Genomic DNA, 18,251 nt, shown 5'->3' on the forward strand with positions numbered 1-18,251 from the left:
ACGACGGATTCCGCATCCCCGAGACGACTCCGTGACAAACGAATCCGGCCGCGTGGCACCATTGAACGGCCATGACGAACACTGCTCCGGTCTCGGCGCGCCGCGACCTCTCAGACGCTCCCCTGCTGGTCGCGGCCCGGGGCGGCGAGCCGTCCCGGACCCCCGTCTGGTTCATGCGGCAGGCCGGCCGGTCATTGCCCGAGTACCGCAAGGTGCGCGAGGGCGTCGCGATGCTGGAGTCGTGCCTCACACCCGACCTGGCGTGCGAGATCACCATCCAGCCGGTGCGCCGGCACGGCGTGGACGCGGCGATCCTGTACAGCGACATCGTGGTGCCGCTCTACGCCGCCGGTGTCGGCGTGGACATCGTGGCCGGCACCGGCCCGGTGGTGGCCGACCCGGTCCGCACGAAGGCCGACGTCGACGCGCTGCCCGACCTGCACGAGGAGCAGGTCGCCGCGGTCGCCGAGACGATCCGGCTGCTGACCTCGTCGCTGGGGCGTACGCCGCTGATCGGCTTCGCCGGCGCGCCCTTCACGCTGGCGTCGTACCTGGTCGAGGGCGGCCCGAGCAAGAACCACGAGCGCACGAAGGCGTTGATGCACAGCGCGCCCGACGTGTGGCACGCGCTGCTGGCCAAGCTGGCCGGCATCACCGAGGAGTTCCTGCGGGTGCAGGTCGCCGCCGGCGTCGACGCCGTGCAGCTGTTCGACTCGTGGGCGGGGGCGCTGTCCGAGCGTGACTACCGCGAATACGTGCTGCCGCACTCCACCCGGGTGTTCGAGAGCCTGAACGACGCCGGCGTGCCGCGGATCCACTTCGGGGTCGGCACCGGCGAGCTGCTGGTCGCCATGCGTGACGCCGGGGCCGACGTGGTCGGCGTGGACTGGCGGATCCCGCTGGACGAGGCGGTGCGACGGCTGACCGCGGCCCGCCCGGACGGACCGGCGCCGGTCGTGCAGGGCAACCTCGACCCGGCGCTGCTGTTCGCCGACTGGGCCGTGCTGGAGAAGGAGGTGCGCCGGATCCACGCCGAGGGCAAGGCGGCCGGCGGGCACATCTTCAACCTCGGCCACGGCGTGCTGCCGGAGACCGACCCCGAGGTCGTCACCCGGGTGACAGAGCTGGTGCATTCGCTGTCATGACCGAGCCCCATGTCGCCGTCGTCGGAGGCGGCGTGTCCGGCCTCGCCGCCGCGTACCGGCTGCGCAAGCTGCTCGGACCGCTGGCCACCATCACCGTCATCGAGCAGACGGACCGCGTCGGCGGCAAGCTCCGCACGGTGGAGCTGGGCGGCCGCTCCTACGACGTCGGCGCGGAGGCGTTCCTGGCCCGGCGCGGCGAGGCGACCGAGCTGATCACCGAGATCGGCCTGGCCGACGAGCTGGTGCACCCGACCTCGGCGCGGGCGACGGTCCGGGCCGGCGGGCGGATCAGCCCGCTGCCCGGGCACACCTTTCAGGGCGTGCCGGCGTCGGCCGACGCGGTGCGCGGCGTGCTGTCCGACGAGGCGGCGGCCCGGGTGGCCCACGAGCCGTCGCTGCCGCCGATCCGGTTGGACGGCGAGGACGTCTCCGTCGGCAAGCTGCTGCGCGAGCGGTTCGGGCCCGAGGTGACCAACCGCCTGGTCGACCCGCTGCTCGGCGGCGTCTACGCCGGCCACGCCGACGGCCTGAGCCTGCGCGCGACGATGGCGCCGCTGGCCGGCGCCCTGGACCGCGGCGCCGGCTCGCTCGTCGCCGCCGCGGCCGCGCTGGTGCCCGCGCCGCCGCAGCAGGGCGCTAAGCGGCCGCCGGTGTTCGGCACCCTGCGCGACGGCCTCGGCTCGCTGACCGATCGGCTGGCCAAGGTCGCCGACGCCACCATCGAGTTCGGCCGCCCGGTCCGCCGGCTGCGGCGGCGCGAGGCCGGCTGGACCGTCGAGTTCGGCGACCACGCCCTGGACGTCGACGGCGTCGTGCTCGCCGTGCCCGCCCCGGCCGCCGCGAAGCTGCTGGCCGACGTCGCGCCGGTGGCGGCGGCCGCGTTCGGCGGCATCGAGCTGGCGTCGATGGCCGTCATCTCGCTCGTGCTGCCGGCCGACGTGGCGCTGCCACAGAACTCCGGGGTGCTGATCGCCGGCGACGACCGCTGGGCCGACGGCACCCGCTTCACGGCGAAGGCGTTCACGTACTCCAGCCGCAAGTGGGCGCACCTGGACGGCGAGGACACGCTGGTCATCCGGGGCTCGGTCGGCAAGGCCGGCGAGGTCGCCGCGCTGCAGGTCGACGACGAGGACCTGATCCGCGGGGTCCGCGCCGACCTGGCCGAACTCACCGGCATCACCGTCGCGCCGATCGACGCCACCGTCACCCGGTGGGGTGGCGGCCTGCCGCAGTACGGCGTCGGACACCTCAGCCGGGTGGCCGCCATCGAGACCGCCGTCGCCGAGTTGCCGGGGCTGGCCGTCGCCGGCGCCAGCCTGCACGGCGTCGGCGTGCCGGCGTGCATCGCCACCTCGCAGGCGGCCGCCGCCCGTGTCGCTGCACACCTCCTGGGCCGGCACCGGGGCGCCGGTGGGACGATGGGCTCATGGCCCGCTTGAACTACAACGAGTTGAACGACACCATCCGCTACACCATGTGGTCGGTGTTCCGCGCCGAACCCGGACGGCTCGGCGAGGACCGCGGGCCGGCGGCGGCCGAGGCCCAGGAGTACCTGGACTCCCTGGCCGGCAAGGGAGTCGTCGTGCGCGGTGTGTACGACGTCTCCGGCCTGCGCGCCGACGCCGACTACATGATCTGGTGGCATTCCGAGGAGATCGAGCAGGTGCAGGCGGCGTACGCCAACTTCCGCCGCACCACCGCCGTCGGCCGCGCCTCGACGCCCGTGTGGAGCCAGGTCGCGCTGCACCGGCCGGCCGAGTTCAACAAGAGCCACATCCCGGCCTTCCTGGCCGGCGAGGAGCCGAAGAACTACCTGTGCGTGTACCCCTTCGTGCGGTCCTACGAGTGGTACCTGCTGCCCGACGACGATCGCCGCAAGATGCTCGCCGACCACGGCAAGGAGGCCCGGGACTACCCGGACGTCCGGGCCAACACGGTCGCCTCGTTCGCCCTCGGCGACTACGAGTGGATCCTCGCCTTCGAGGCCGATGAGCTGCACCGGATCGTCGATCTGATGCGCCACCTGCGCGAGACCGAGGCCCGCCGGCACGTGCGCGTGGAGATCCCGTTCTACACCGGCACCCGGGTGCCGGCCGCCGAGCTGGTCGCGAATCTGCCGTAACGGTTGAGGGGCTGGATGCCGCGCTGCGGTATCCAGCCCAGCGGGCGACCCCTCTTCTGTCCGACGCGCAAGATCACTAGCCTTGGTGCGGACGGCTTAGCGAGGTGTCGGTCATGACCAACCCCGGGGGGATCCCTGCTCGCCCCACCGAGTGCGACCTGGTGATGCAGGGCGGAATCACCAGCGGCGTCGCCTATCCGGCGGCGGTTCTCGAGCTGTACAAGCAGTTCCGGTTCCGGTCCATCGGCGGCGCCTCGGCGGGCGCGATGGCGGCCGCGGTGACCGCCGCCGCCGAGTATGCCCGTGACAGCGGCGGTTTCGAGCGTCTCGAGGCGTTGCGCCAGCAGCTGCAGCAGCCCGGACTGATCGTCAAGCAGTTCCGGCCGAGCAAGCAGGCCCGGCCGCTGTTCCGGATCCTGCTTGCGGCGCAGGCGAAACGCACCACCGGCGCGCGGACCGTCAGCTACCTGTGGGGACTGCTGCGCTGGCTGTTCCTGCCGCTGCTGCTGTCGGCCGCGGTCGCGTTCGGGCTCGGCTGGCTGCTGGTGGCCAGCGCCGGCGGCACGCTCGGCGGCCTCGGCGTGGCCGGCTGGATCGTGTTCGCCGTCGGCATGCTGATCACCGGTGGACTCGGCCTCACGCTGGCACTGCTGTGGTCGGTGGTGCGCCTGGTGCGGGACCTGCCGAAGAACTACTACGGCATGTGCATCGGCGCGAAGCAGCGTCCCCAGGACCCGGACGCGCTGGCCGACTGGCTGCACAAGCAGATCCAGATCGTCGCCGGCAAGGACGTCTCGGATCCGTTGACCTTCACCGACCTCAAGGCCAAGGGCATCAATCTGCAGCTGATGACGACCGACGTCACCGGCGGCCGGCCGGTGCGGCTGCCCAACGAGGCGTACTCGGACGTCAGCTACCTGTTCAGCCTGGACGAGTGGCGGCGGCTGTTCCCGGCCGAGGTGCTCGACCACCTGGGCCGGATCAGCGCCGTCGTCTATCCCGGCGCCGGGGAGCTGCGGGCGCTGCCCACCGACGACCTGCCCGTGCTGGTGGCCACCCGGATGAGCCTGACGTTCCCGGTACTGCTGTCCGCCGTTCCACTGTGGACGGTCGACGGGCAGACCGTGGCCCGGCACTGGTTCGCCGACGGCGGCATCTCCAGCAACTTCCCGATCCAGTTCTTCGACGCGTGGCTGCCGACCCGGCCGACGTTCGGCCTGTACTTCGGGCCGAAAGTGCCGTCGTCCCAAGGGGACCAGCCGCCGGTCGACCCCGACCGGGTCGAGGAGTCGCCCGGGCTGCTCGGCTATCTCGGCGCGATTCTCGACGCCGGCCTGAACTGGCACGACACCATGCAGGCCCGGCTGCCCGGGTTCCGCGAGCGGGTGCAGGCGATCCGGCTCACCGACGGCGAGGGCGGCTTCAACCTGACCATGCCGCCGGAGACGATCAAGCGCATCGACGCCAAGGGCGCGGCCGCCGGGCAGGCGCTGCTCGGGTTCGACTTCCACAAGCACTGGGTGGAGCGCTACCTGATCGCGATGCGCATGCTGCAGCGCAATCTCGTCGCCCCGGAAGACGGCCGCATCAGCATGCGGGAGGCCTACACCCGCGAGTACCACGAGTGGCTCGCCTCCGGCGCGACCGGCACGGGCCATGGCGAGGTGTGGTCCGCCGAGGCGGCCGAGGCCACCGCCCACCTCCTCGACGGCGCCGAGAGCTGGCTCCGCTGCGGCGAGACCTTCGTCGACGGCGCCGACCCGAAGCCGTCCGTGGCCATGCGGATCACCCCCGACGTCTGATGGTCGACCTGACCGGTGTGACCGTCACCGGCTCGGATCCCGTGCTGCCGGGCCGGTGCGCTAACGGTCCGATGTGGACAGTGGGGGCGCCGTCGACATGCGCGCGGCGGCCGCCTTCCGCATTGGCCGCTGGGGGAACGAAGGGCGGACCGGTCCGGCTACCTGGTGGTGAGCAGCTGGTCGCGGACCCGGTCGAGATGCGTGGCCATGACCGCCGCCGCCCGGTCGCCGTCGTGGGCGGTGATGGCCTCGATGAGCACGTCGTGGTCGTCCATGGAGGCCCGTTCGTGGGAGAAGGCGACCTCCTTGGTCGCCCGCAGCAGGATCACCCGTTGCTGCGCGAGACGGACCTGTTCGGCGACGAGGGGACTGCGGGCGGCGTCGAGTAGCGCGCCGTGGAAGGCGAGATCGAGGCGGTAGGGGAACTCGCCGGTCGTGAAGGCGGCCCGAGAGGCGGCGCTGACCTCCCGCATCCTGGCCAGGTCCTCGTCGGTACGGCGGGCGGCGGCGAGCCGGGCGGCGGCGCACTCCAGGGCGGAGCGCAGCTCGAACAGGGCATGCACGCCGTCGTTGTCGGCGACGGGGACGTGCGCGCCGCGGTTGGGGGTCAGCACGAGCAGGCCCTCGCTGGCCAGGTGGCGGATGGCCTCCCGGAGGGGACCCCGGCTGATGCCGAGCCGCTGGGCCAGGCCGACCTCGTTGACCCGCTCGCCGGCGGCGATCTCGCCGGTCAGCACCAGCTCCCGCAGCACCGCCACGGTCTGGCCGGCCAAGCCGGTGTGCACCAGGTCGACGCTCATGTGACGAACATCCGCCTTTACAACGTCCGCGAGCAAGTTGTTAACTGTCGACAGTTGGCAGAATCACCCGTCGGACGGAGGAGGCCGGAATGCACGAGCTCGTCGCCGAGGTGTGGCGGGGCGACTTCCTCGAATCCGTGCACCACGGCTCGGTCGTCGCCGTCGACGGCGACGGGCGCACGGTGTTCGGCGTGGGCCAGCCCGACGACCTGACCTACCCGCGCTCGTCCAACAAGCCGTTCCAGGCGCTGGCGATGGTGCGCAGCGGCCTCGGCCTGGACGGCGAGCTGCTGGCCCTGGCCTGCGCCAGCCACTCCGGCGAGCCGTTCCACATCGACGGCGTGCGCCGCATCCTCGCCGGCGCCGGCCTCACCGAGGACGCGCTGCAGTGCACCGCCGACCTGCCCCTCGGCGACGAGGCCAGGGCCGCCCACCTGGCCGCCGGCGGCAGCCGCGCCCCGATCTACATGAACTGCTCCGGCAAGCACGCGGCGATGCTGGCCACCTGCGTCGCCAACGGCTGGCCGACCGACAACTACCTGGACGCCGACCACCCGCTCCAGCTGGCTGCCCGCGCCGCCCTGGAGGACCTGGCCGGCGAGCGCGTCGGCGCGATCGGCGTCGACGGCTGCGGCGCCCCGCTGTTCGCGATCACGCTGACCGGCCTGGCCCGCGCCTTCGGCCGGCTCGCCGCCGCCCCGGCCGGCACCCCCGAACGTCGCGTCGCCGACGCGATGAGCCGACACCCCGAGTGGGTCGGCGGCACCGGTCGCGACGTCACCGACCTGATGCGCGGCCTGCCGGGCGCGGTCGCCAAGGACGGCGCCGAGGGCGTCTACGCCATCGGCCTGCCCGACGGCTCCGCGGTCGCCATCAAGATCGCCGACGGGTCCAACCGGGCCCGGCCGGTGGTCCTGGTGGCGGCGCTGCGTCAGCTCGGTGTGGACGTGGACGCGGTCGCCGGCATCGCGGACGTGCCGGTGCTCGGGCACGGGCAGCGCGTGGGTGAGCTACGTCCTGCCTTCGTAATGGTCGCGGCCTGAGCAAATCCATAAGCTGGAAGGCATGGAACCAGTCGTCGGAGCCACCCCCAAGGTCGTCAAGTCCGAGCAGGAATGGCGCGCGCAGCTCACCCCGCAGGAGTTCGCCGTGCTGCGCCAGGCCGGCACCGAGCGGCCCTGGGTCGGCGAGTACACCGACACCAAGACCACCGGCGTCTACGAGTGCCGCGCCTGCGGCGCCGAACTGTTCCGCAGCGACACCAAGTTCGACTCGCACTGCGGCTGGCCGTCGTTCTTCTCGCCGCTGGCCGGTGACAGCGTGATCCTGCGCGAGGACCGGACGCTGGGCATGGTGCGCGTGGAGGTCCTGTGCGCCACCTGCCACAGCCATCTCGGCCACGTGTTCGAGGGCGAGGGCTACCCCACTCCCACGGACCAGCGTTATTGCATCAACAGCATTTCACTCCGCCTCGTCCCCCAGACGGACGAAGCCTGAGCGGTCCACCCTAAGGCTTCCTCAAGAGGCCTTGCCCGCGCATTTTCGCGCGCCCACGATGATGCGCACCCGAAGCCGAAAAACGGCGACGGGGCGACGACGTCAACGCCGCCGACACCTGGGGAGGGGTCGGCGGGACCGGGGGTGTCGCCGGGTGCTGCGACTGGCTGGGGGTCGGCCGCGGCGCCCGGCGACCTCGGTGCTCGACGCGTTTCTCCCAGAGAAACGCGTTGCGAATCGCGGTTTGGGGCAAGGGCGACCCTACGGGGGTGGGGGATGGGCCAGGAACCTTGGGGACTGTCCGGTGAACAGTTCCTGGAATGGTATTTCATCGGTCTCGGCTGCGCGGTGGTGCTGGCCGTTGTGATCCGATACCTGCCGAAATTCTTTGGAGCCGACGGTAATAATGTCTTCCGGCCCAGCGCCGTGGAGATCGGTTTTCTCGCCGGCGGCCCGGATCGCGCGGTCGAGACGGCCGCCGCCGAGCTGCTGGCGGCCGGCGCGCTGCGGGCCGAGAGCACCGGCCTGCTCCGCGCCACCGGGCACGCCGTGGCGACGAGCGCCGTCGGGTCGCAGGTCCTGATGCGGGCCGCGGCCAGCCACACGCTCAAGGACATCACCGGCTACCTGCGTAGCCGGTCGGCGCTGTGGAACGTCGGCCACGACCTGGCCGAGCTCGGGCTGGTGGTGCCGCGGCACATCGCGGCGCGGTTCCGCTTCGGGTCCACCCTGCCGGTGCTGGCGGTGCTGCTCGTGGGCGTCGTCCGCTGGGGAAACGGCTTCCACCTCGGCCGGCCCATCGGCTTCCTGACCGCCGCGTTGGCCGGGACCATCGTGCTGTTCATCGTCATGCTGAACTTCCGGCGCAACCGGCACCTGCGCACCTTCGCCGGCGACCGGGCCCTGCGGGAACTGCGCCGCCCGACGCTGCGGGACGCCGCCACCGCCGTCGCCCTCGACGGCGTCGGCAGGTACCCGGACGCCCGGATCGCCGCCGCGCTGCAGCGGTCGATCTCGCCGCCGCGCCGACGTCCCACCGGCGTCGGGGCGGCCGCCGGTGGCGGCTTCTTCCTCGGAGGCGGCGGCTGTGGCGGCGGCGGGGGAGGATGCGGCGGTGGTGGCGGTGGAGGTGGGGGCGGCGGCTGCGGTGGCGGTGGCTGCGGCGGGTGACGGCGTTCGGAGGTGACGGATGCGGGCGACATCCTTCCCGCGGCTCGGAGTCGGCATCGGGTGGCGACCGGAGATCGACCTGACCGTCGAGCGGCTACCTGATGTCGACTTCGTCGAGGTTGTCGCCGAGAACATCGCTCCCGGCGACGTCCCCGAGTCGTTGCGGCTACTCCGGGACCGCGGCGTGCCGGTGCTGCCGCACGGCGTGTCCCTCTCGCTCGGCGGGGCCGAGCCGCTGGACATGGCCCGCGTCGAGCACCTGGCAGCCGTCGCCGAGGCGTTGGACGCGCCGATGGTCAGCGACCACGTGTGCTTCGTGCGGGCCGGCGGTCTCGACGCCGGGCACCTGATGCCGTTGCCGCGGACGCGGGACGCCCTGGACGTTCTCGTCGCCAACGTCCAGCAGGCGCAGCAGACGCTTCCCGTGCCGTTGGCGCTGGAGAACGTCGCAGCGCTCATCGACTGGCCCGGCGCCGAGATGACCGAAGGGCAGTTCCTCGCCGAGCTGGTCGAGCGCACCGACTGCCGGCTACTCGTCGACGTCGCCAACCTCTACGCCAACGCCCGCAACATCGGCACCGATCCCGCCGAGTTCCTCGCCACGCTGCCGCTGGAGCGGTTGGCGTACGTGCACGTCGCCGGCGGCGTCGAACGTGACGGCCTCTACCACGACACCCACGCCCACGCGATGCCCGACGCCGTGCTCGGCCTGCTCGGCGACCTCTGCGCCCGCGTCGACCCACCCGGCGTGCTGCTCGAACGCGACGACGACTACCCGCCCGACGCGGAGCTCGCCGCCGAGCTCGCGGCCATCCGCGCCGTCCTGGCATGAGCCGCGACCGCCTCGCCGCCCAGCAGGCCGAGCTGCTCCGCGCCCTGTTGGCCGGCGCCCCCACTCCCGCCGGTTTCGACGACGACCGCCTCCATGCCCAGGCCCATGCCCTGCTCGCCAAGCGCAGCCGAGTCACCTGGCACCTGCGCCCGGACCTCGCCGACGATCTCGGCGACCGCTTCGGCCCGCTGTTCGCGGAATACGCCGCCGCCCACCCGAAGTCCGTCGGTGTGCGGGCTCGCCAGGACGCCGACCGGTTCGGGCTTTGGTTGGTGGAAAAGGGACATCTGACGCCGCCTCGCCGCCCGTGGTGGCGCGTCGGCCGACGCCCCTGAGGCCTCAGCCCAGGCTGTGCAGGATCTCGTGCAGCTTGCTCGTCACCAGCTGCGGGCCGGCCGGGGCCGCGATCACCCAGCGCTGTCCGGACGCCGTCGTGGTCTGCGTGAGCCAGCGGCCTTCGGCGGTGTCCCGCACGGTGATCGGGGTCTCGGCCTGGTGGAGTCGCCCGTCCGCGCCACGGGCGGCCACCCACAGCTGGCTGATGCCCAGCACCGGTTCGTCGAGCAACGCCTTCAGGGCCCTCACATCGCGCGACTCGGTCTGGCGGCCGAACCCGCGGAACCCTTCCTCGCCGTCGGGACGGGCTGCGGCTCCGGTGAAGTCGGCCTCGGACACGTTGATCGACCGGCCGTGGGCGGGCGGCACCGCCGGGAGCTGCGCGACCACCGCCTCAGCCACCTCATCGGGGCGCACCGGCGACAGCCAGGCCGCCTCGCCCGAGCGGACCACCAGCGCGGCCTCCCCGCCGCCGGCCGCGGCCAGCACCCCCGACGTCCGCTGCGGCGTGCTGATCCAGCCGAAAACCTCCACCTCCGGCCGGGTCAGCGCCTGGAAGGTCGCCCGCACGTCGGCCGACACGCCACCGCCGGCGAGCAGACCCCGCCCCGCCAGCTCGGCCAACACCTGCCGATCGGCCTCGCGGCGGGTGTCGTCGTCCATCCACTCCACAGTGGACACCAGCACGGACGGCATGCGGTCATGGCCTTCCCAGCGCCAGAACGCCTTCAGCGCGTCCATGGACAGCTCGACGCGCTCTCTCAGCACGCCAACCCCCAGTTGTTCGGATCCTTCGGTCGTCAGTCCAGCCCGATCACCGGTGGTGTGGTGCGGGGCAGTTCGCCGATGAGCTCGTCGGAGTAGTCGTCCTCGAGGTAGGCCGCCGACGTGTGCTCCTGGTCCTCCTCCTTGCGTCCGCCCCGACCGGCCGCGCCGGCCATGCCACCGGCGCCCGGTGCTCCGGGCGCGCCCGCCCGCCCCGTCGCCAGCGCGGCGCCCGGGCTGCTCGCGCCGGAGGCACCCGCGCCGGCACGGGCACCGGGACCCGCCTGGCGTTCCGCCGCGTTCACGCCGGCCGTACCGGCCATGCCGCCGGCTCGGAGGCCTCGCGCCCCACCACTGGCCGTGCCCCCACCGGCCGTGCCGCCGTCGAACCCGCCGCCTCCACCGAATGGTGCGCCGACCGCACCGGGGAAGCCGTCACCGCCGAAGCCCCAGCTTTGGCCGCCGCCACCGGGCGGCGTGGGCCAGCCGCCGGCGCCGGGCGCGGACGGGCCGCCTTGCCAGCCCTGGGTGTTCGTCGGCCCGGTCCCGTAACCCGGCGTGCCCGGCCCCGGCAGCCCGCCGGTTCCCGGTCCCGGGGTGCCGCTGCCGGACGGCGTATACGCGGACGTGTCAGGACCACCGCCGTAGTGGGACACAGGGTGGTGCGGGCCGCCCGTGCTGCCGGGGCCGGTGATCCCGCCGGGGCCGCCCGGTCCGGGGTCACCGGGCCCGGGCTGCGCCGGGGCCAGGGCGATGTCCGAGCCCGATCCGCTCGGGTCGCCGTACTCCTGCGGCATGTTGGACTGGTTATACGAGCTGGCGTTGGCGTAGCCGGTGTACGCCGTGACGTTCGCGTTGGCCTTCTCCGACCAGTCCTGCACCTTGTTGAGGTAGCCGCCGCCGGTGAACAGGCTGACGCCACTGGCGTCGCTGAGCATGTCCCCGAACGACGCCGACGGCGGTTCGTTGGGCACGTCGTGCACGCTCGTCTTGGCCACCCCGAACGAGTGGGTCTGAGCACCCATCAGCTCCTGATGGGTGCTCAGCGCCCGCTGCCCGTCCCGGAACGCCTGCAGCAGCGGCGCCGCGCCCGCCTGCGCCGCCTCCGACGCGTCCCCCGTCCACGCGGAGCCCATCTTCATGACCAGCGACATCGCCTGGCTCTCGCGCTCCTGGTGGGACTGCGCCAGCGACGCCGAGGCAGCCCGCGCATCTTGGAAACTGCCTGTGCCAGGCCCTTGCGTCAGGGCGTGGTGGATGTCCCCCGGCCCAAGTCTGCCCATCACGACCCCGCTTTCAGATTGGTCATCACCATGTCGGTGACCTTCTTGGCGATCGCGCAGGGATCAGACTGCTGCGGTGTGACTGACATTTCGATTCCAACGGTGAACTGAAGCGTGTCGCTGACGCCGACCGCCAGTCCGCAGCCGGCGTTCGAGGTTTCCTTCCGGGTGTCGTACTGGGAATACAGCACGGCGGGGTATCCCTGAAATGGGTCGATCGGCTCGAAGTAGCCGCCATTCTTCTTAAGCGACTCGGCCTGGACGTAGAGTGAGCTCAAGCCGCCCTTGCTCCCTGTGATGAAGCCGACGCCGATCGTCATGAGGGACGGGATCGTCGAAGTATCCGACCAATTGCAACCAGGGCCTGTCGGGTCAGTGCTCAGTTTTCCGGTGGCCACGATTCCAAGGGATGAAATCTGTGCTGGAGTCAATACCCCGCACGGTGCAGCCTGTGCATGTGACGTGTCGAGCGGGTTCGCCACGTGTGGAGCTCCGGAGGGCAACTTGCCGTCGGCCGATACGGCGCTGGTCTGCGGTGCTGGCGTGCCACCGACCGACGGTGGCGTCGAGCAGGCGGCCGTGACCACCGCAAGCGCTGCCGCCGTGGCGGCGAAGCCGATCTTCAACGTGTGGTGACGCACTGGCAATTCCTCACGCCTTCTTGAGGTGGTCGGCACCGGCCTGGTCGGCTTCCGCATGACCGTCTCGCACCGCCGTCAACTTTCTGATGTAGTCGGACACGAAGTCCTGCTGAGCCTGGTTGGCCTTTATGTATGCGGTGCCAGAAGCGTTCGCCGCATTGACAAAGGCTTGACCGGCCTGGTCGAGCGGACTTCCGGCGGCGGTGAGGCCGACCATGCGTCTGCCCTTGACGGCATCCTCGCGCAGTTGAGCGAGCAGGCCGCTCCACTGTTTGATGGCGTCGTTGATCTGGTCCACGTCCATGGTGAACTTGCCGCCCGAGGGCGGCAGCCCGCCGAAGACGTGCTTGGCGAGGTCCTGGATCGCCTCGCTGCGGCTCGCGCCCTTCACTACGTTCGGCGGCGTTTGCGCCTGCCCGGCTGCCTGGTCGCCCATGGCGTCTCGTGCCTTCTTCCCCTCGTGCCCGCGGCACCCTACGAACTGACGGTGGCGACGACTCGCCGGCCACCCTCACTTCGACGCCGCCCACCGCCGAGCCGTTCCCCTCGGTGGTGACGCAGCGCCGCTCGATGGTAGCGGTCCGCACACGGGCCGGGGGTGGGGTTGAGGCGCGATATCACCCGGGTGGGCCGCCGCCATCGCCAGGGGAGCGCCGAAAGAGCGCGCAGATACGAGACGAACTTCACCGAGGACCGGCCAGCTCCAACCGGCCGTTGTCGATGACCACGGTGCCGGCGGCGGTGCTGGTGCGGAAGGCGACGCCGGAGTGCTCCTGCCACGCGTCGACGACCAGCACATCGCCGGGAATGACCGGCGCGGTGAAGCGGCCGGTCATGCCGGTGACGCGGTGGGCGTCGCCGTCGGCGAAGGCGCCGATGAGCAGGCGGCAGGTGATGCCGTACGTGCACAAGCCGTGCAGGATCGGCCGCTTCAAACCACCCTGAGCGGCGTAGACGGGGTCGCTGTGCAAGCGATTGCGGTCGCCGGACAAACGGTAGATCAGGGCCTGGTTGGTTGCGGTGGCGAACTCCAGGCGCCGGTCGGGTTCCCGGGAGGGCATCGCCGAGCGGGAGGAAGTGCCGCGAGAGCCGCCGAAACCGCCTTCGCCACGGAGGAAAGCCGACGAGACGGCGGAGAACAAAGGCCCGGAAGCGTCTGCGGCGTCGACGCGGCTGACGACGAGAGCGCCGGAGCCCTTGTCGAAGATGTCGGTGACCTGGCGGCGAACCTCGACGGAGCCGGCCACCGGAAACGGCCGGTGCAGGGTCAGCGACTGCTCGGCGTGCAGGACCCGCGTCTTGTCGACGTCGCCGAAGATCTGCTCGGGCTCGGTGAAATGGGTCAGCGCCAGCGCCATCGTCGGCAACGCCTGCTGATCAACCCCCGACGAGTTCTCGGTGGCGAAGGCGAGTTCGGAGGCGCCGACGCCGACGGCGTAGCGCAGGGCGTCGTCGGAGGTCCAGGACTTGCGCCACGGGCCATCGACGACGCCCAGGATGCCGAAGTCGATCACCCGAGGTAGCCGCCGACCTTGGCGTGGCCCTTCAACAGGTTGCGAGCGATGGTGCGGCGCTGGATCTCGTCGGTGCCCTCGTAGATGCGCAGCAGCCGCAGCTCCCGGTACCAGCGCTCGACGGGCAGCTCCCGGGTGTAGCCCATGCCGCCGTGGATCTGCAGCACCCGGTCGACGATCTCGTTGGCCTTCACGCCGCCGTACAGCTTGGCCATGGACTGCGCCTGCCGCGAGTCGACGCCCTGGTCGACCTGCCACGCGGCGTGCAGCACGAGCCAGCGCAGCGCCTCGATCTCCACGGCGGAGTCGGCGATCATCCACTGGATGGCCTGCCGCTCGGCGATGGGCTGCCCGAAGGTGACCCGGGTCTTGCTCTGCTCGATGGCCATCTCGACCAGCCGCTCGGTCGCGCCGATGGCCCGCGCCGGCAGCAGGTAGCGGCCCTGGCCGATCCACTGCATGGCCAGCCGGAAGCCCTGCCCGACCTCGCCGAGGATGTTCTCCTCGGGCACGCGCACGTTGTCGAAGATCAGCGACGCCGGGCCCCACTCGCCCATGGTGTCGATGGGCTCGGACTTCCAGCCCATGTCACGGTCGGCGAGGAAGCAGGTGACGCCGCCGTCGGCGCCTTTCTCCTTGTCCGTCACGGCGAAGACCATCACGAAGTCGGCCTCGTTGCCGCCGGTGATGAACGTCTTCTCGCCGTTGATCACCCACTCCGCGCCCTCCTTGCGGGCCGAGGTGCGGATGTTGCGGGCGTCCGAGCCGGCGCCGGGCTCGGTGATCGCGAAGCACGACTTGCGGTCGCCGGCGATGGTCGGGATCAGGTACCGCTCCCGCTGCTCCTCGTTGGCGTGGAACAGAATGTTGTCGGCCTTGCCGCCCAGGTAGAACGGCACGAACGAGCGCCCCAGCTCGGCCTCGATCAGCGCGGCGGTGACCGCGTCCATGCCCATGCCGCCGTACTCCTGCGGCGTCAGCACGCCCCAGAAGCCGGCCTCCTTGGCCTTGAGCTGCAGGGCACGGGACTCCTCGGCGGTGAAACCCCGCTGGCCGGCGCGTTCCCGGCGCAGCACCTCGGGCTCGAGCGGCATGACCTCCTTGCGCACGAAGGTGCGCACCCAGTCCCTGATCTCCCGCTGCTCGTCGCTGAGTGAGAAGTCCACCGCGAGTCCCTTCCCGACTAAACCGAACGCTGTTAGTTTTAATGTACGCGCAGGAGGTGCCGATGCCAAGACCACACACCCCGATCCTCAGCCCGGCGCGGATCCGGACCACCGCGCTGGCGCTGGTCGACCGCGACGGCCTGGAGGCGCTGTCGATGCGCAAGCTGGCGGCCGAGCTCGGTGTCCAGGCCGCGTCCCTGTACAGCCACGTGGCGACGAAGGAGGACCTGCTCAACGACGTCGCCAACGAGATCATCGGCCGGGTCGACGTCGGCGGCTTCGACGACGGCTGGCGTCCGGGCCTGATCCGCTGGGCGCGGTCCTACCGGGCCGTGCTGGCCGAGCACCCCAACATGGTTCCCTTCGTCGCCCGCGGCCCCGCCCGGCGCGAGTCCTCGCTGCGGATGGCCGACGCCGTGCACGGCGGCCTCGTCGGCGCCGGCTGGCCGCCGCGCGAGGCGACGATGATCGGCGCGGCGGTGAAGTACATCGTGATCGGCGCGGCGACGAGCTCCTTCGCCGCCGGCTTCTCCGACGACGCCCAGCTGTACGTGGAGCGCTACCCGCACCTGAACCAGGCGCACCTGCTGCGGCAGCACGCCGAGGAGGTGGACGAGGACAGCTTCGAGCTGGCCCTGGAGGCGTTGCTCGCGACATTGGACGCGAAACACGCCGCCCTGTGAGATCGTGCTGCCGTGGCCGAGGCGATCGAGTTGCAGGTGCCGGGTCCGGAGGGTGAGCGCACCGTCCGGGTGTCCAACCCGAGCAAGGTGTACTTCCCGGAGCGGGGCATCACCAAGCGCCAGGTCGTCGAGTACTACCTGGCGGTCGCGGAGCCGCTGCTGCGCGCCATCGGCGACCGGCCGACGACGTTGAAGCGCTACGTCGACGGCGTCACCGGGGAAGCCTTCTACGCCAAGCGAATCCCCAAGGGCGCGCCGGAGTGGGTGCAGACGGCGCGGATCACGTTCCCTTCGGGGCGGACGGCGGACGAGGTGTGTCCGACGGAGCCGGCGGTGCTGGCGTGGGCGGCGAACCTCGGCACCTTCGACTTCCACCCGTGGCCGGTGCGACGCCGGGACGTGGACCGGCCGGACGAGCTGCGTATCGACCTGGACCCGCAGCCGGGCACGGACTTCGCCGACGCGGTCAGGGTGGCGCTTGTCCTCGACGAGGTGCTGGGCGAGCTGGGCATGACCGGCTTCCCGAAGACCTCCGGCGGCCGCGGCATTCACGTGCTGGTCCGGATCCGGCCGGAATGGGACTTCATCGACGTCCGGCACGCGGTGATCGCGCTGGGCCGCGAGGTGGAGCGGCGGATTCCGGACAAGGCGACTACCGCCTGGTGGAAGGAGGAGCGCGGTGAACGCGTCTTCCTCGACTACAACCAGGCGGCCCGGGACCGGACGATCGCCTCGGCATGGTCGGTCCGCGGCACGCCGCGGGCCACGGTGTCCATGCCGCTGACCTGGGAGAAGCTGCCGTCGGTCGACCCGAACGACTTCGATGTGCTGACCGCTCCGGGCTGGCTGGCCGAGCACGGCGACGCGCTCGAAGGCATCGACGACGAGGCGTACGGGCTGGAGCGGCTGTTGGAGTGGTACGCGGCCGACGACCGGGGCGAGATGCCCTATCCGCCCGATTATCCGAAGATGGCCGGAGAACCGAAGCGAGTGCAGCCGAGCAAGGCCCGAGCCGACTGAATCGCGCCCGTGCAATTCCATTGTGGACAAAATGTGTCATCGAAGGCGTATCATGTCCGGCCGGCGTCTTGACGGTGGGGAACGGCGTCGTTCCCGCCGGTGACCTGCGGGGAAAATGTACTGAGACGTCAGTGTGATCGCCCTCTCCAACGCGGTGTCCGCCGTTTACCATGGAGCGAGGGTCAATACCCGGCGAGCCGCGAGGAGGACCGGCCGTGACGATTCCGTATGTGGCTCGCTTCGTCGGCGGCCCGCTCGACGGCCGCGAAGAGGTCTGGAGCAAGCCGATCGAGGAGCCCCGCCAGACCATCACCCACGTGCACCTGCACGACGGCCCCAAGATCGAGCACCACTACGACCTGCACCACACCGACCAGTTCGGCTGGGAGTACCGGCTGCGGGAGGCGTAGGGGCGGAGGCGCGTGGCTGGGAGTTCTGGCCGCCGATGGGCGGAGCGAGGCCGGCGCTGAGTGGCTTGCCGGGCTCCACGGTGCGCCGGCCGGTCGCCACTACCACTTCGAACACGTGTGCTAATCTCGGCGTCGCCTTCCGGACGGAGCCGGTGAGGGGCGTGAGCCCCTACTGCTAGGTTGCCGGGCGGCAGCACGCCGGGCAGCCCCTCGTCACGGTGTGTGCCACCCCGGTGCCCAGCCCTGCACGCATCGAGGAGAATTGAGATGGCGCAACCAGGCTCGCTGTCCGACGAGGACGTCGAGCACCTTCGTGACGAGCTCGTCCGGGGCCGCGAGCCCACCGTCTGGTTCACGGCCGAGGCGGTCGGGGTCGAGGCGGGCAAGTCGGCCAAGGTGGTCGGGCTCAACGATCCGGTCGAGGGCGACTACATCCAGGTCCGACCGGCCGGCTCGCACGATGAGCTGTCCTTCTCGCCGAGCGAGCTGACGCTCGAACGGCCGGGGCGCAAGCGTTCGCCAGCAGACGTACCAGCGGTATCCCGTCCCTCCATGGAGCAGAGAATGTCGGAGATCGAGAACACCACCACCGAGACGCCCGAGGAGGTCGCCGCGGGCGACACCGCCGCCGTGGAGGAGGCGCCGGCAGCCAAGAAGCCCCGCCCGGCCAGCACCGCGAAGAAGACCCGCGTCGCCGACGTGGTGATCACCATCAGCGGCAGCGTCGACGGGGACTGGACCGTGGACGTGGTCGCGGCCAAGAAGAAGGCGCTGCGGGCGCTGCCGGTGACCCCGGCGGTCGTCGGGCAGGCGGCCAAGGCCCTGCACCCCGAGGTCGCCGAGTCCATCGAGGCGATCCTGGAGCAGGCCCGCGAGCAGCAGACGGCCAAGGTCGAGCAGCTGCGCGCCGAGCTGGAGGCGGCGCAGAAGGCCCTCGAGGAGCTGGCCGGCTGATTCGCCGGCAATAGCACAGAGTGGGGATTCCTTTCGGGGGGTCCCCACTTCTTTTTCCGTCACGTATCGCTGTGCGTGAATCGATCGGGCCCCGCGATCGGGTGAGGACCG

At 71.4% G+C, this 18,251-nt stretch carries 20 protein-coding genes; 13 read left to right on the plus strand and 7 right to left on the minus strand.

Annotation, left to right across the window (positions count from 1 at the left end; all coding sequences use genetic code 11):
* The first annotated feature begins 71 nt into the window (after positions 1 to 71).
* From hemE to BJ998_RS48685, 4 genes are all read left to right on the plus strand, one after another.
* Positions 72 to 1,145: a uroporphyrinogen decarboxylase gene (gene hemE, locus BJ998_RS28755; RefSeq protein ID WP_184866482.1), complete on the plus strand. Its 1,074-nt coding sequence runs from the start codon at positions 72 to 74 to the stop codon at positions 1,143 to 1,145.
* Entirely contained in the window at positions 1,142 to 2,584 is a 1,443-nt protein-coding gene (gene hemG, locus BJ998_RS28760; RefSeq protein WP_184866483.1) for a protoporphyrinogen oxidase, read from the plus strand. Before hemE ends, hemG begins: the two co-directional genes overlap by 4 nt.
* On the plus strand, positions 2,572 to 3,267 hold the full coding sequence (gene hemQ, locus BJ998_RS28765) for a hydrogen peroxide-dependent heme synthase (protein WP_184866484.1): 696 nt from the start codon (positions 2,572 to 2,574) through the stop codon (positions 3,265 to 3,267). The genes hemG and hemQ overlap by 13 nt, the downstream gene beginning before the upstream one ends.
* Before the next feature lie 113 nt (positions 3,268 to 3,380).
* Entirely contained in the window at positions 3,381 to 5,069 is a 1,689-nt protein-coding gene (locus BJ998_RS48685; protein WP_184866485.1) for a patatin-like phospholipase domain-containing protein, read from the plus strand.
* A 158-nt stretch (positions 5,070 to 5,227) separates the two neighbouring features.
* Here the strand turns inward: BJ998_RS48685 and BJ998_RS28775 are convergent, their stop codons facing one another.
* The gene (locus BJ998_RS28775; protein ID WP_184866486.1) at positions 5,228 to 5,869 is read right to left on the minus strand and encodes a GntR family transcriptional regulator; all 642 of its coding nucleotides are present in this window, start codon (positions 5,867 to 5,869) and stop codon (positions 5,228 to 5,230) included.
* A gap of 89 nt (positions 5,870 to 5,958) precedes the next feature.
* Here BJ998_RS28775 and BJ998_RS28780 point away from each other — a divergent pair, with 89 nt between their 5' ends.
* The 5 genes from BJ998_RS28780 (at position 5,959) to BJ998_RS28800 (ending at position 9,703) form a co-directional block, all read left to right on the plus strand.
* Positions 5,959 to 6,912 (plus strand): asparaginase, encoded by a 954-nt coding sequence (locus BJ998_RS28780; protein WP_184866487.1) that lies wholly within the window; start codon positions 5,959 to 5,961, stop codon positions 6,910 to 6,912.
* A gap of 22 nt (positions 6,913 to 6,934) precedes the next feature.
* The gene (msrB, locus tag BJ998_RS28785) at positions 6,935 to 7,366 is read left to right on the plus strand and encodes a peptide-methionine (R)-S-oxide reductase MsrB (RefSeq protein ID WP_184866488.1); all 432 of its coding nucleotides are present in this window, start codon (positions 6,935 to 6,937) and stop codon (positions 7,364 to 7,366) included.
* A 276-nt stretch (positions 7,367 to 7,642) separates the two neighbouring features.
* Positions 7,643 to 8,536: a TIGR04222 domain-containing membrane protein gene (locus BJ998_RS28790; RefSeq protein ID WP_184866489.1), complete on the plus strand. Its 894-nt coding sequence runs from the start codon at positions 7,643 to 7,645 to the stop codon at positions 8,534 to 8,536.
* A gap of 19 nt (positions 8,537 to 8,555) precedes the next feature.
* Entirely contained in the window at positions 8,556 to 9,368 is an 813-nt protein-coding gene (locus BJ998_RS28795; protein ID WP_184866490.1) for an MbnB/TglH/ChrH family RiPP precursor modification enzyme, read from the plus strand.
* Positions 9,365 to 9,703 carry an SCO6045 C-terminal-like domain-containing protein gene (locus BJ998_RS28800; RefSeq protein WP_184866491.1) on the plus strand — a complete coding sequence of 113 codons (339 nt, stop codon included), beginning with the start codon at positions 9,365 to 9,367 and terminating at the stop codon, positions 9,701 to 9,703. Before BJ998_RS28795 ends, BJ998_RS28800 begins: the two co-directional genes overlap by 4 nt.
* A 4-nt stretch (positions 9,704 to 9,707) precedes the next feature.
* Here BJ998_RS28800 and BJ998_RS28805 read toward each other — a convergent pair whose 3' ends face one another.
* From BJ998_RS28805 to BJ998_RS28830, 6 genes are all read right to left on the minus strand, one after another.
* Positions 9,708 to 10,472 (minus strand): ESX secretion-associated protein EspG, encoded by a 765-nt coding sequence (locus BJ998_RS28805; RefSeq protein ID WP_184866492.1) that lies wholly within the window; start codon positions 10,470 to 10,472, stop codon positions 9,708 to 9,710.
* A 32-nt stretch (positions 10,473 to 10,504) separates the two neighbouring features.
* Complete coding sequence (locus tag BJ998_RS28810) at positions 10,505 to 11,623, minus strand: hypothetical protein (protein WP_184866493.1); 1,119 nt, start codon at positions 11,621 to 11,623, stop codon at positions 10,505 to 10,507.
* Between the two features lie 128 nt (positions 11,624 to 11,751).
* Positions 11,752 to 12,393 (minus strand): DUF3558 domain-containing protein, encoded by a 642-nt coding sequence (locus BJ998_RS28815; protein ID WP_184866494.1) that lies wholly within the window; start codon positions 12,391 to 12,393, stop codon positions 11,752 to 11,754.
* Between the two features lie 10 nt (positions 12,394 to 12,403).
* A complete protein-coding gene (locus BJ998_RS28820; RefSeq protein WP_184866495.1) occupies positions 12,404 to 12,829 on the minus strand; it encodes a hypothetical protein in 426 nt (141 codons plus the stop codon).
* A gap of 247 nt (positions 12,830 to 13,076) precedes the next feature.
* Positions 13,077 to 13,907 carry a MaoC family dehydratase gene (locus BJ998_RS28825; RefSeq protein WP_184866496.1) on the minus strand — a complete coding sequence of 277 codons (831 nt, stop codon included), beginning with the start codon at positions 13,905 to 13,907 and terminating at the stop codon, positions 13,077 to 13,079.
* On the minus strand, positions 13,904 to 15,073 hold the full coding sequence (locus BJ998_RS28830) for an acyl-CoA dehydrogenase family protein (protein WP_184866497.1): 1,170 nt from the start codon (positions 15,071 to 15,073) through the stop codon (positions 13,904 to 13,906). The genes BJ998_RS28825 and BJ998_RS28830 overlap by 4 nt, the downstream gene beginning before the upstream one ends.
* 62 nt (positions 15,074 to 15,135) lie before the next feature.
* Between BJ998_RS28830 and BJ998_RS28835 the strand changes: the two genes are divergently transcribed.
* The 4 genes from BJ998_RS28835 to BJ998_RS28850 all read left to right on the plus strand — a co-directional run bounded on the left by BJ998_RS28835 (position 15,136) and on the right by BJ998_RS28850 (position 18,140).
* Positions 15,136 to 15,756, plus strand: a complete 621-nt coding sequence (locus BJ998_RS28835; protein WP_184866498.1) for a TetR/AcrR family transcriptional regulator — start codon at positions 15,136 to 15,138, stop codon at positions 15,754 to 15,756.
* 12 nt (positions 15,757 to 15,768) lie between these two features.
* Positions 15,769 to 16,776 carry a non-homologous end-joining DNA ligase gene (gene ligD, locus BJ998_RS28840; protein ID WP_184866499.1) on the plus strand — a complete coding sequence of 336 codons (1,008 nt, stop codon included), beginning with the start codon at positions 15,769 to 15,771 and terminating at the stop codon, positions 16,774 to 16,776.
* A 215-nt stretch (positions 16,777 to 16,991) separates the two neighbouring features.
* Positions 16,992 to 17,186 (plus strand): DUF8847 domain-containing protein, encoded by a 195-nt coding sequence (locus BJ998_RS28845; RefSeq protein WP_184866500.1) that lies wholly within the window; start codon positions 16,992 to 16,994, stop codon positions 17,184 to 17,186.
* Between the two features lie 267 nt (positions 17,187 to 17,453).
* Positions 17,454 to 18,140: a DUF6319 family protein gene (locus tag BJ998_RS28850; RefSeq protein ID WP_184866501.1), complete on the plus strand. Its 687-nt coding sequence runs from the start codon at positions 17,454 to 17,456 to the stop codon at positions 18,138 to 18,140.
* Positions 18,141 to 18,251: the final 111 nt, after the last annotated feature.

This window comes from Kutzneria kofuensis (genome assembly GCF_014203355.1).
GTDB lineage: Bacteria > Actinomycetota > Actinomycetes > Mycobacteriales > Pseudonocardiaceae > Kutzneria > Kutzneria kofuensis.